This is a genomic window from Mycobacterium asiaticum (genome assembly GCF_001673635.1).
GTDB lineage: Bacteria > Actinomycetota > Actinomycetes > Mycobacteriales > Mycobacteriaceae > Mycobacterium > Mycobacterium asiaticum_C.
In genome coordinates this window covers 101,900-114,058 of the sequence record NZ_LZMH01000069.1, presented here as the reverse complement: position 1 = coordinate 114,058, position 12,159 = coordinate 101,900, and the positions used below count along the sequence as shown (strand labels likewise).

At 69.7% G+C, this 12,159-nt stretch carries 10 protein-coding genes; 8 read left to right on the top strand and 2 right to left on the bottom strand.

What is annotated here, in order from left to right:
• Positions 1-39: 39 nt before the first annotated feature.
• Positions 40-1,461, top strand: a complete 1,422-nt coding sequence (eccB, locus tag A5645_RS19210) for a type VII secretion protein EccB (RefSeq protein ID WP_301336996.1) — start codon at positions 40-42, stop codon at positions 1,459-1,461.
• On the opposite strand, the gene mycP is transcribed toward eccB, so the two are convergent.
• Together mycP and eccD are read right to left on the bottom strand one after the other, a co-directional pair.
• Positions 1,432-2,730: a type VII secretion-associated serine protease mycosin gene (gene mycP / locus A5645_RS19205; protein ID WP_065130701.1), complete on the bottom strand. Its 1,299-nt coding sequence runs from the start codon at positions 2,728-2,730 to the stop codon at positions 1,432-1,434. The genes eccB and mycP overlap by 30 nt on opposite strands.
• Positions 2,727-4,052, bottom strand: a complete 1,326-nt coding sequence (gene eccD, locus A5645_RS19200) for a type VII secretion integral membrane protein EccD (protein WP_065130700.1) — start codon at positions 4,050-4,052, stop codon at positions 2,727-2,729. The genes mycP and eccD overlap by 4 nt, the downstream gene beginning before the upstream one ends.
• A 93-nt stretch (positions 4,053-4,145) precedes the next feature.
• Here eccD and eccCb point away from each other — a divergent pair, with 93 nt between their 5' ends.
• The 7 genes from eccCb (at position 4,146) to glmM (ending at position 12,115) form a co-directional block, all read left to right on the top strand.
• Positions 4,146-7,667 (top strand): type VII secretion protein EccCb, encoded by a 3,522-nt coding sequence (gene eccCb / locus A5645_RS19195; RefSeq protein WP_065130699.1) that lies wholly within the window; start codon positions 4,146-4,148, stop codon positions 7,665-7,667.
• Positions 7,664-8,881, top strand: a complete 1,218-nt coding sequence (locus A5645_RS19190; RefSeq protein WP_065130698.1) for a type VII secretion-associated protein — start codon at positions 7,664-7,666, stop codon at positions 8,879-8,881. Before eccCb ends, A5645_RS19190 begins: the two co-directional genes overlap by 4 nt.
• 64 nt (positions 8,882-8,945) lie before the next feature.
• On the top strand, positions 8,946-9,254 hold the full coding sequence (locus A5645_RS19185; RefSeq protein WP_065130697.1) for a WXG100 family type VII secretion target: 309 nt from the start codon (positions 8,946-8,948) through the stop codon (positions 9,252-9,254).
• Positions 9,251-9,556 carry a WXG100 family type VII secretion target gene (locus A5645_RS19180; protein ID WP_065035071.1) on the top strand — a complete coding sequence of 102 codons (306 nt, stop codon included), beginning with the start codon at positions 9,251-9,253 and terminating at the stop codon, positions 9,554-9,556. Before A5645_RS19185 ends, A5645_RS19180 begins: the two co-directional genes overlap by 4 nt.
• A 168-nt stretch (positions 9,557-9,724) precedes the next feature.
• Entirely contained in the window at positions 9,725-10,168 is a 444-nt protein-coding gene (gene rplM / locus A5645_RS19175) for a 50S ribosomal protein L13 (RefSeq protein WP_065035070.1), read from the top strand.
• Positions 10,165-10,629: a 30S ribosomal protein S9 gene (rpsI, locus tag A5645_RS19170; protein WP_065035069.1), complete on the top strand. Its 465-nt coding sequence runs from the start codon at positions 10,165-10,167 to the stop codon at positions 10,627-10,629. The genes rplM and rpsI overlap by 4 nt, the downstream gene beginning before the upstream one ends.
• Positions 10,630-10,777: 148 nt before the next feature.
• Positions 10,778-12,115, top strand: coding sequence for a phosphoglucosamine mutase (gene glmM / locus A5645_RS19165; RefSeq protein WP_065130696.1), 1,338 nt, complete (start codon positions 10,778-10,780; stop codon positions 12,113-12,115).
• Positions 12,116-12,159: the final 44 nt, after the last annotated feature.

Genomic DNA, 12,159 nt, shown 5'->3' with positions numbered 1-12,159 from the left:
GTGGATAACTGCACGCAGCGGGCCGGTCGGCGGCCTACCTTGAGGTCATCCGGGCAACGTATTGGGGGTGCAGGGCGGCTGGAGACCACCACCTGGCTGCAGGTCAGCGCATACCGATACCAGAGGCGGCGTCTCGAGCGTGCGTTGCTGGGCGGCGGCCATCGCGCGGCCGACCGTTCGCGGCGGATTGCGCTGGTGCTTGGTGCGGTGTTGGCGGCGGTGGCGCTGGCCGGAACCGCGTTGCTGAGTTGGCTGCGCCCGCAGCCCTCGTTTGGGGACGCCCCGATCGTGATGGGTCAGGTATCGGGCGCCTTGTACGTGCGGGTGGGCGACACCTGGCATCCGGTGCTGAACCTGGCCTCGGCCCGGCTGATCGCGGGTTCGGACGCCAATCCGCGCCCGGTGCGGGAGTCGGACCTGGCGCGCGCCAAACGTGGCCCGTCGCTCGGCATTCCGGGCGCACCGCAGCAGCTCAACCCACCACTGCCGGCGGCGGAGTCGGTGTGGACGGTTTGCGACGGCGAGGGTGAGGCGGGGACAACTGTGCTGGTCGGGCGTCCGGCGGGCACATCCGTCGGCGCGCTGAGTGCTGACCGCGCCATCCTGGTCGCCACCGACCCCGCCGCCCAGCCCTACCTGCTCTACCGCGGTTCCCGCGCGTTGGTCGACTTGTCGGACCCCGCGGTGGTGCGCGCGCTGAACGTGTCGACGCAGACTCCGCGTATCGTCTCGCGGACTTTGCTGAGCGCCGTCCCGGAGGCACCGGCCATCACCGTGCCCCGAATTCCACAGGCCGGCGGTCCGCCGCGCGCATGGCTGCCCGGGATTCCGCTCGGCACTGTGTTGCGGATCACACGCGCAGTGGGCGAGGAGTACTACGTGGTGCTGGCGACCGGGGTCCAGCGCATCGGGCAGGTCGCCGCCGACCTGCTGCGGTTCAGCGATGCGCAGGGCATCGTCAACGCCATTACGGTAGCGCCCGATGCACTACGTCACGCACCGGTCGTCGACGCGTTACCGACCGCTGCGTTTCCCGACCGGGCGCCGGCTGTGTTGGACAGGGCGGAGGTGGTGTGCGCGGTCTGGACACCGGCGCGATCGGGTCCGGCCGGCATCACCCTCGTGGCGGGCAGCGCGTTGCCCCTCGTCGGAGGGCAGCCCGCGGGCTTGGCGCAAGCCGACGGCCGCAGGCCGGCCGTGGACGCCGTTCAGTTACCGCCTGGCCGCAGTGCGTATGTGTCGGCGCAGCCCCTGACCGGCACCAGCCCTCGCAGCGCGCCACGCTTCCTCGTGACCGAGAGCGGAGTGCGGTTCGCCGTTGCCGACGACGAGGCGGCCCACGATCTCGGTCTGCCGTCGACGCCAGCGCCGGCGCCGTGGGCGGTGCTGGGGGCGTTGCCGTGCGGGCCGGAGCTGAGCAGGGTGAAGGCGTCAGTCGGCCGGGACACGGTGGCGCCGTAGCCGCCGGAACGCGACTGAGGTCACCGCCACCAGCAGCACCACGAGGCAACTGGCGGCGCCCCGAAAAGCGGTGTCGCGCGCGCCGTTGTCGGTCGGCTGCGGCGTGATCGGCGCGGGCAGGTCCACCGGCCTCGGGCCGGGTGTGCCAATCTGCCCGACGGAGCCGGTGCTGACCGCGGCAAGCGCGTCGACGACGCCGTTGCCGACGGCTCGATCCCAGCCTGCCGGCGGATGGTGGGCCGTCGCCTCGATGCGCTGCATCACAGCACGCGCGGTCAGCGTCGGGAAACGTGCCCGGATCAGTGCAGCAAGCCCGCTCACCACCGGCGCGGCATAGCTGGTGCCTGAGATCGGTTGTCCAGCAACGCTATTGACGACGCCATCGTTGATTGGGCTGAGTGAGGTCACGCCCTCACCGGTCGCGGCGACGTCGACCCACGGCCCGGCCAGTGTGGACGAGGACGGTACGCCCAAAGGATTCACCGAACCCACGGTCAGTACGTAGTCGTCGTACCAGGCGGGGCTGACGGCGGCTGGTTGTGGCGGACACTGCGTGGCGTCCCCGGTATTGCCGGCTGCGGCCACCACCACCGCGTTCTTGACGTCGACCGCGTAGGCGATCGCGGCGCCCAGGGCGCGGTCGTCGAGCGTGTCCGCGGACGCGACGCATGCCACGGACGAGATGTTGATGACGGTGGCACCCATATCCGCTGCGGTACGGACCGCCTTCGCCATCGTCTGAACATCACCGACGCCCCGGCCGGACCGGTCGCCGGCCGCGGAGTATCGGGTGCTGGATTGCCGGATGCTGATCACCGTGGCCGCCGGGGCCACACCACTGAACTGGTCGGCTTCGTAACCGGTCGCCGCGATTATCCCGGCCACCAGCGTGCCGTGCGCGTCGCAGTCCTGCGTTCCGTCGCCCGACGACACGTAGTCGCCGCCGGCCACGACGTTCGATAACCGAGGGTGGCGCCGGACACCGGTGTCGATCACCGCGATTCGTTGTCCGGCGCCCCGGGTGAGCTGCCAGATCCGCGGCAGGTCCATGTCAGCGACCTGGGCAGGGATACCGGTGATGGCCGGATCCATGGCCGCCACCGCGCACACCTGTCGCTGCACGGTGGGCCCGGACGGAGAGGGCAATGCCGCTGCGGGTAACCACTTTTCGTCGACCGGCGGCGGTGACACCGCACGGGCCAGCGGTGTCGGGGACGGCGCCGTCAACGCGGCCGCGAGCAGCAAGCGAGCCACCCCGCTGGTCGTCACGCGCTTAACAGGTTCAGGCCGCGGACGGCACCGAAGGCGCCACAGGTCCAACAAGCCACTGGCACGGCCGCGGCCAGCGCCACGCACCCCAGGGCGTCGACGCCGCGCCGTGCGACCGGTGAGAGCGATATCGAGGGGGCGACGACACCGAGGTACATCGCCGCTGCGGCCGAGGCTGTCGTCACCGCGGCGATCCACGGTCCGCGCTGCGGCAGGTGTTCTGCTGTGATAGCCAAAACCACTGCGGTGGTGGCGATTCCGGCGCAGGCGAACATCAGCCTTCGTCTGTGATCCAGCCGGGCGTGCAGTAGCAGCAGTGCCGACGTCAGGGCGGCAAGAAGGACGGCCCGGCGGCTGGTGAGGGCGGCAAGCGCGGCACCGGATCCGGCACCGACCGCGAACGCGGCCCGCAGGCTGGTCAACCAACGATCGGCGCGGGCCGTGTTGTCGGCCAGTGCCCTCTCGTCGGGCAGTCCAGGTGACAGACCGGCCAGCCGCATCGAGAGCCGCGGTGCCACCTCGATCAGGCCTAGACAGGAAAGCGCTGTCAACGCCCCGACGACGTGCGGCGGTGCCGCGGTCACCACACCAGCCATCGCGGCGGCCGCGCCGATCAGCGCGCAACCGGCCAGCGCGGTCAATGCGGTTACGCCGCAGGAGATCAGGCGCATCGACACGACGGCCGAGGCGGCAACCGCCATGGCGGCGAGTAGCACATGCGGACCGCCCGGGGCGCCGGGCACGGCGGCCAGCCCGGTGACAGCGGCGAACATGGCGGCGATGATGCTCAGGGTCAGCGCGGGGGCCGGCTGCCGGTGGATCCGCTGCGCCACCGCCGCCAGGCAGAGCGCCACGACGGCGGCGGCACCCGTCATCCCGGCGGCATTCAGATCAGATTCATCAGTGCTGAATGCGTTTCGGGCCAGCACCAGCACACCGGCGGCGGTGATGACGACCGCACCGAGCGTGGCGACGACCTGGGACGTACCCCGCTCCTGGGCCGGATCACCCAGGCCGGCCCGCACCGCCTCGGCCTCGTCCGTGCGGGGCCGGGTGGGTGACCGGGGTGCTTCGCGGTGCAATACGAGCGTGGCGCCGTCTTCGATGCCGTTCTGTGCGAGGGTCGTCGCGCTCAACAGCGGCGGCCCGCCCAAGGTACGGAGCAGGTGACGGTCTGGCACCGATGCCGGACGGCCGAGCAGGTCGACGATTGCCGGGATCAGTACGGCCACTGGAACGTCGGCGGGCAACGCCAAATCGACGTCGCCGCTGCCCGTGTGGACGGCAACGCGGCGCATCTCGGTTGTGGAGACTGGGTCCATCAACGAGACGGTAATCGGATGCCGACCATCGGGTTTCCAACTGTCCACAGCCGGTTTGCGCCCAAAACTGATGCGGCATAACGTCGTCGAACTGTGACCGCGGTGATTGAAATCGCCGGACCGCCCGAGGTGCCGCAGACGGGACCGAGCCGGCTTGCCGTGCTGCTGCCCGTGGCGATGTCAGCCGTAGCAATGGCGGTAACGGCCGGTGCATTTGTCGCGGGCTCGCCGGCGACTCGTAACCCGAGCTATGTCCTCCTCCCGGTGATGATGTCGGCCTCGGCAGTGGTGACTGCAATCGCCGGACGGGGTCGGCGGCGCGGCGCGGCGATCGACGCAGACCGCGACGAGTACCTCGCGTACCTCAGCGAGATGAGCGACCAGGTCAGCGAAATCGCCGGTATGCAATATATGTCGCTGATCCGGGAGTTCCCGGACCCCGATTGTATGTGGACGTTGAGCGGGGATCCCCAGCTGTGGGCGCGCCGGGTGAGCGATTCCGAGGGCCTGCGGGTCCGGATCGGTATCGCCAGGCAGCCACTCGGCACCCGACTGGTCGGCGCCCGCCTTCCGCCCGAACGGCGCTGCGATCCGGTCACCGTGACAGCCATGCAACGGTTCCTCGAACTGCACACCACGATCGAGGCGCCGACAGTGCTGCGGCTGCGCCCCGGGCACGCGGTCACAATCGACGGCGACGCTGCGCAGGTACGGGGCATGCTGCGTGCCATCGTCTGCCGGCTCGCGTGCTGCTATGCGCCGGAGGACATGTCGATCGTCGGCGTCGGCTCCGAGTGGGATTGGCTGAAGTGGCTGCCGCACAACCGGCATCCCCGACTGACCGATGCGTTGGGGCCGGCGCGGATGGTGTATCGCAACGTTGCGCAAGCCCGCGCCGCGGTGTCCGCGCGGGCGGCACCGACGGTGGTAGTGGTCGTCGATGTGCCCGATGCCAAGCCGGTCCCGGGTGCGATAAGTCTGGTAGTCGGTGGCCACGCGACATCCATCGCGGTCCGGCACGCGGACGGCCAGCAGACATTGACGTGCCCGGACCAGCTTTCCGAGCTCGAGGCGACCGTGTGCGCGCGCCGGCTGCTGGCCCGCACCGGCACCGCCCCGCCCGTTGGAGGCGGCCTGTTTCACGGGTTTGACGACCCGATTAACTTGTGGCGCAACCGACACGGGCGTGACCGGCTCAGTGCCCCGATCGGTACCGCGGCCGACGGGCAACCGGTCAACCTGGATATCAAGGAGGCGGCCGAACAGGGCATGGGGCCGCACGGGCTGTGCGTGGGAGCCACCGGATCGGGCAAGTCGGAACTGCTGCGCACCGTCGCCCTGGGCATGATCGCGCGCAACTCACCCGCGGTGCTCAACCTGCTCTTGGTGGATTTCAAAGGCGGAGCGGCGTTTCTCGACTTTGTAACGGCGCCGCACGTGGCGGCGGTGATCACCAACCTTGCCGACGAAGCACCGCTGGTCGCCCGGATGCGCGAATCCCTCGCCGGGGAGATGAACCGGAGACAGCGGCTGCTCCGCGCGGCGGGCTGTGCCGGCATCACCGCCTACGAGCAGCGACGGGGCGCGGACTCCGACTCGCTACCAACCCTTTTCATCATCGTCGACGAATTCTCTGAGTTGCTCAGCCAGCATCCCGACTTCGCCGACATGTTCGTGGCGATCGGCCGGCTGGGGCGGTCGTTAGGGATGCACCTATTGCTGGCCAGCCAGCGGCTCGACGAAGGAAGGCTGCGCGGACTCGAGGCGCACCTGTCCTATCGCCTGTGTCTGAAGACGTTGTCCGAGAGCGAGTCGCGGGCCGTGCTGGGAACGACCGATGCTTACCACTTGCCGAACACGCCGGGTGCCGGCTTCCTGCGGACCGCCAGTGGGGAGCTGGTCCGATTCCAGAGCGCGCTGGTCTCGCAGCCGGGTGCGCCCACCCGGCCCACTGGCACCGCACCCGTGGCACCACAAAGGTTCACAGCTGAGCCCGTCGGGAATATCACTGAAGCCATTTCGGTGCCGGCGCCATCCATCGCGGACGGCGTCATCGCTCGGGTCAAGGACCACGGACCGCCCGCCCACCCGGTATGGCTGCCGACGCTGAGCGCGGCGCCGACCCTTGGCTCACTCTTGCGCGACCGCGAGCCGGCGGATTTGGCCGTGCCAATCGGCGTGGTGGACCGGCCCTACGAGCAGTCCCGCACCCCGCTGATGGTCGAGTTGTCCGGTGCCGCCGGCAATGTCGCGGTAGTGGGTGCGCCGCGAGCAGGCAAGTCGACCGCACTGCGCACGTTGCTCACGGCGCTGGCCGCCACCCACGGCCCGGCACGACTGCAGTTCTACTGCCTGGACTTCGGTGGCGGAGCGTTGTTCGCGCTCGATGATCTGCCGCACGTCGGCGCGGTGGCCGGCCGGTCTGAGCCCGGACTCGTCGGGCGCATCGTCGCCGAACTGGAGTCGGTCCTGCGAACCCGGGAGTGCTCCGCGCGAGACCGGCGCGACGTGGACTCTGCTGAGGTGATTCTGGTTGTCGACGGTTGGGCAGCCCTGCGCCAGCAGTTCGACGGCCTCGAAGAGACCATCACCATGATTGCGGCGCAGGGCCTTTCGTACGGTGTGCATGTCGTGCTGTCGGCATCGCGCTGGGCTGAGATCAGGCCGGCGCTGAAGGACCAGATCGGCACGCGCATCGAGTTGCGGCTCGGCGATCCGGCGGACTCCGAACTGGATCGCAGGCGAGCCCGAGAAGTGCCCCGCGACCGTCCCGGTCGCGGTCTGAGCCCCGAAGGCCTGCACATGATGATGGCTCTGCCGGAGCTGCGGGGCGTCGAGATCCGCCGCGATGGTTCCGCGGCACCGCCGATACCGCAGCTGCCCGCCCAGTTGAACCACGGGGCCATCGTGGCCGGCGCCGACGGCGGGATGCTGCTCGGCCTCGGCGAACCCCGCTTGCAGCCGGTTTTCGTCGATCTCGATGATGGCCGGCACCTACTCATATTGGGCGACAACGGATGCGGGAAAACCGCGACCCTGCGCGTCCTGTGCCGGGAGATCACTCGCGCCAAGACTGCGTCGCAAGCTCAGCTGTTCCTCGTCGACTACCGGCGCACCCTGATCGGTGTCGTCGGGTCCGGACATCTGGGCGGTTATGCCATGTCGCCCGCGGCGTTGACCACGGTGCTGCCGGACCTGATCGGTTTGCTGCGAGACCGGATGCCCACCGCTGACGTCGATCACGCGCAGCTGCGTACCAGGTCCTGGTGGACCGGTCCCGACATCTATGTCGTCATCGACGATTACGACCTGGTCGCCGCCTCGACCGGCAACCCGCTGCTCGCTCTGCTCGAATACCTGCCGTACGCAACGGATCTCGGACTGCACCTGGTGGTGGCGCGGCGCAGCGGAGGCGCCGCGCGCGCCCTGTATGAACCGCTGCTCGCCGGCCTGCGCGATCTCGGTTGCACGGGCCTGATGATGAGCGGACGCGCGGAGGACGGCGTGCTGCTCGCCGCCCAGCCGGTCGGGCCGATGCCACCCGGTCGCGGGGTGCTTATCACCCGCCCCGGTGTCGAACAGGTGATTCAGGTCGGCTGGGCCGCGCCGGCATGACCGCACACCGTGCCGTCATCGCGGCCGGACCGATCGCGGTGCACCGATTATGTTGTGGTGCAGCAGATTCCAGTGAAGTCGGAGCGGTCGCGCTGGAAGCCATCGACGACCCGGTGGCGCTGCTGGACGAGCAACCCGTCTCGGTCGGCTCACTGTGGACGACCGCACTGCGCGCTCTGGCGGACGGGCATCTCGGTGGCCCGATCGTCGTGCACCCGTCCTGGTGGCCGACTTCACGAGCGGGCGTGATCACCGCGGCCGCGGCCACCCTGACCGGCGCCACCGTGCAGCCGCGGTCGTGGCTGACTCGGGGTGGGTCCGCGGATTCGACGGTGGTGGTGGAGGTCGCCGCCCACCTGGTGGCGATCGCAGGACGCGAGATCACTGCGGTGTCGCGCCGGACGGAAACTCCGCTTGCCGATCAGGTGGCAGACGCCGTCGAGACGACGGCGCCCCGTGCTGCGGTGCTGATCGATGCGTCCGGCGCGGTACCCGGCGCGCCGCTGCTCGCCGGGCAGATCGCCGCTGCCCTCACCGCACGCGGGCACATCGTCACAAAGATCGACGACACCGCACTGGGCCGACGCGCGACAACAGCCGCGGTGATCGACGAGCAGCTCGGCCGGCCCGCGCCGGTGCGGTCCCGGCCCCGGTCCAGAGCGCGTGTTGCGGCCACCTTCGTGGCCACCGTCGTGGCCACGGGCGTCGTCGCGACCCTCGTCACCGTCTCGGTGCCGGCCACCGACGCCGCGGGTCCGCCCCGCTCGCCGGAGCCGCAACCGGCCCCGACGACAGTGCTGGTGGAAGGCCAGGTGGCGCTCACCGTCCCGGCCGCCTGGCTGACCCAGCGGGTGACTGCCGGACCCGGGTCGGCGCGCGTGCAGGTCACCTCGCCGGCGGACCCGGAGGTCGCGCTGCACATCACCCAATCGCCGACGCCGGGGGAGACGCTGACCGGCGCCGCCGACCGGCTCCGACGAGCGATCGACGCCGAACCCGCGGGGGTGTTCGTCGACTTCGATCCGTCCGGAATCACCGCCGGCAGACCAGCTGTGACCTACCGCGAAGTCCGGCCGGGTCACGACGTGCGCTGGAGCGTGCTGCTGGACGGATCCGTGCGGATCAGCGTCGGATGCCAGAGCCGACCCCAGTCCCCGGACGCTGTCCGCGACGCTTGCGAGCAGGCCGTGCGGTCGGCTCACGCGGTTCATTGACCCGTCCGCGAATCCGTCGCGAAGAAGAGGGAACCGAACGGCCTCGGCGACGGTCGAATCCGGTATGAGCACCTTGAATACCGATTTCGATTTGATGCGCTCGGTCGCGGCCATCACGGATACCCGCAACGAGGAGATCCGTGCGATGCTGCACGCCTTCATCGGCCGGATGAGCGCCGTGCCCACCTCGGTGTGGGCAGGGTTGGCGGCGACGCGGTTCAAGGAGGTCCTGGACCGCTGGAACGCCGAGTCGACGCGTCTGTACCACGCCCTGCACGGCATCGCGGAGACGATTCGGTCCAACGAGGCCGCCTTGCGCGAGTCCGGCCATAGCCACGCCCAGCACATTGGCGCGGCGGCGGGCGCACTGTGAACGAGGCCGCGCTGTCGTACAACTTCGACGCGATCGAACACTCGGTCCGCCAGGAAATCCACACCACCTCCGCACGCCTGGAATCCGCGCTCGAGGAGCTCAGATCCCGCATTGCGCCCCTACAACAGCTGTGGACCCGCGAGGCCGCCGCGGCCTATCAGGCCGAACAACTCAAGTGGCATCAGGCGGCCACCGCGCTCAATGAGATCCTGAACCAACTGGGCCACGCGGTCGGCGACGGCGCCGACGAGTTGGCCAGCGCCGATCGCCGGGCCGCCGGTAGCTGGGCACGCCCGTTTTGACCTGCGGGGATGCGGATCGGTAAGCTGCTCCGTTGGCGTGCGGTACGCCGGGGCTCGGGTCAACGTCGGTCGCCGAGAACAACCCCAGCCGCAATCGCCTGACCGGCCCCCGGCTCACACCGGGATCCAACCCGAGCTACCAGGCTCGCAGAGAAAGAGGTAAGCGCTGTGCCTACATACGCGCCCAAGGCGGGTGACACCACCAGGTCGTGGTACGTCATCGACGCCACGGACGTGGTGCTTGGCCGCCTTGCCGTCGCAGCAGCCAATCTGTTGCGCGGCAAGCACAAGCCGACGTTCGCGCCCAATGTCGACGGCGGTGACTTCGTCATCGTCATCAACGCCGAGAAGGTCGCCATCAGCGGCGACAAACTGCAGAGCAAGATGGCTTACAGCCACTCGGGTTATCCCGGCGGTCTGCGCAAGCGCAGCATCGGCGAGCTGCTGGAGAAGCACCCCGACCGCGTGGTGGAGAAGGCGATCGTCGGCATGCTGCCGAAGAACAAGCTGAGCCGGCAGATCCAGAAGAAGCTTCGCGTCTACGCGGGCCCGGAGCATCCGCACACCGCTCAGCAGCCCGTTCCGTTCGAGATCAAGCAGGTGGCGCAATGACCGAGACCGTGGAAACCACCGAGGTGACCGAGACCGCGGCCGAGGACACGGCCGTCGCCGAATCGTTCGTGTTCGAGCGCCCCATCCAGACGGTCGGCCGCCGCAAGGAAGCCGTCGTCCGGGTTCGTCTCGTCCCGGGTACCGGCAAGTTCGACCTCAACGGCCGCAGCCTGGAGGACTACTTCCCCAACAAGGTGCACCAGCAGCTGATCAAGGCCCCGCTGGTCACCGTGGAGCGGGTGGACAACTACGACATCTACGCGCTGCTGCACGGCGGAGGCCCGTCCGGCCAGGCCGGGGCCCTGCGCCTGGGCATCGCCCGCGCGCTGATCATCGCCTCGCCGGAGGACCGCCCGGCGCTGAAGAAGGCCGGGTTCCTCACCCGTGACCCGCGCGCCACCGAGCGCAAGAAGTACGGCCTGAAGAAGGCCCGCAAGGCGCCTCAGTACAGCAAGCGCTGATCAGTCACTGGCAGGCTGCGGGCGTGTATCGCCCGCGCGATATCTACGCATGTTTCGGCGTGTCGCGGGTACTCGACGCACGCTCGCAGCCAACAGTGGTTATCTGCACGCTCGCCATGTGTGAGCCAACTGTGAGAGGTTTGTCCGCATGGGTCGACTATTCGGCACCGACGGCGTACGCGGAGTCGCCAATCGTGAGTTGACCGCCGAATTGGCGCTCGCGCTGGGCGCCGCAGCGGCACGCCACCTGGCAGATTCAGCCGGCCCGGGCCGCCGCGTCGCCGTGATCGGCCGGGATCCCCGCGCCAGCGGCGAGATGCTGGAAGCGGCGGTGATCGCAGGCCTGACCAGCCAGGGTGTCGACGCCCTGCGGGTAGGGGTGCTCCCCACCCCCGCAGTGGCCTATCTGACCAGCGCCTACGACGCCGACTTCGGTGTGATGATCTCCGCGTCGCACAACCCGATGCCCGATAACGGCATCAAGATCTTCGGCCCCGGCGGCCACAAACTCGACGACGACACCGAAGACCGCATCGAGGACCTCGTCGCCGCCGGCCCCGGGTTGCGCCCGGTCGGCGCGGGCATTGGCCGGGTGCTGGACGCTGCCGACGCGGCCGATCGCTACCTGAGACACGTCAGCAAGGCCAGCACCAGCCGCCTCGACGGGCTCACCGTAGTCGTCGACTGCGCACACGGCGCGGCGTCCGCGGCGGCCCCGGCGGCCTACCGCGCGGCGGGCGCGCGGGTCATCGCGATCAACGCCGATCCCAACGGGCTGAACATCAACGACGGGTGCGGTTCGACGCACCTGGATTCGCTGCGCGCCGCGGTGGTCGACCACCGCGCCGACCTGGGGCTGGCGCATGACGGGGACGCCGACCGCTGCCTGGCTGTCGACGCCAACGGTGAGCTTGTCGACGGCGACACCATCATGGTGGTGCTGGCACTGGCCATGAAGGAGGCCGGGGAGCTCGCCTCCGACACGCTGGTGGCGACCGTGATGAGCAACCTCGGGCTGCATCTGGCCATGCGGGCGGCCGGCGTGACGGTGCGCACCACCGGTGTCGGCGACCGCTACGTCCTGGAAGAGTTGCGGGCCGGCGGTTACAGTCTCGGCGGCGAGCAGTCCGGACACATCGTGATGCCGGCCCTGGGCTCCACCGGCGACGGCATCGTCACTGGCCTCCGGCTGATGACCCGCATGGTGCAGACCGGTTCCTCGCTGGCCGTCCTCGCGTCGGCGATGCAGTCCCTGCCGCAGGTGTTGATCAACGTTCAGGTGGCGGACAAGGCCACCGCCGCCGCCGCGCCATCGGTGCGCGACGCGGTCGACCAGGCCGAGGCCGAGCTCGGTGACACCGGGCGAATTCTATTGCGGCCCTCGGGAACCGAGCCGATGATCCGGGTGATGGTGGAGGCCGCCGACGAGGAAGTCGCGCAACGGTTGGCCGGAACTGTGGCCGACGCGGTCAGCGCCGCCGGCTGAGCCGGAAATCTCGGGGGAACCCCGACGCCACGGGCGGCGTCGGA

Bases quoted from the DNA above. Each gene is read 5' to 3' on its own strand.
- eccD (WP_065130700.1), bottom strand. From the start codon at position 4,052: ATGGACCCAGTCTCCACAACCGAGATGCGCCGCGTTGCCGTCCACACG.
- A5645_RS19190 (WP_065130698.1), top strand. From the start codon at position 7,664: ATGACCGCACACCGTGCCGTCATCGCGGCCGGACCGATCGCGGTGCAC.
- A5645_RS19185 (WP_065130697.1), top strand. From the start codon at position 8,946: ATGAGCACCTTGAATACCGATTTCGATTTGATGCGCTCGGTCGCGGCC.
- rpsI (WP_065035069.1), top strand. From the start codon at position 10,165: ATGACCGAGACCGTGGAAACCACCGAGGTGACCGAGACCGCGGCCGAG.
- glmM (WP_065130696.1), top strand. From the start codon at position 10,778: ATGGGTCGACTATTCGGCACCGACGGCGTACGCGGAGTCGCCAATCGT.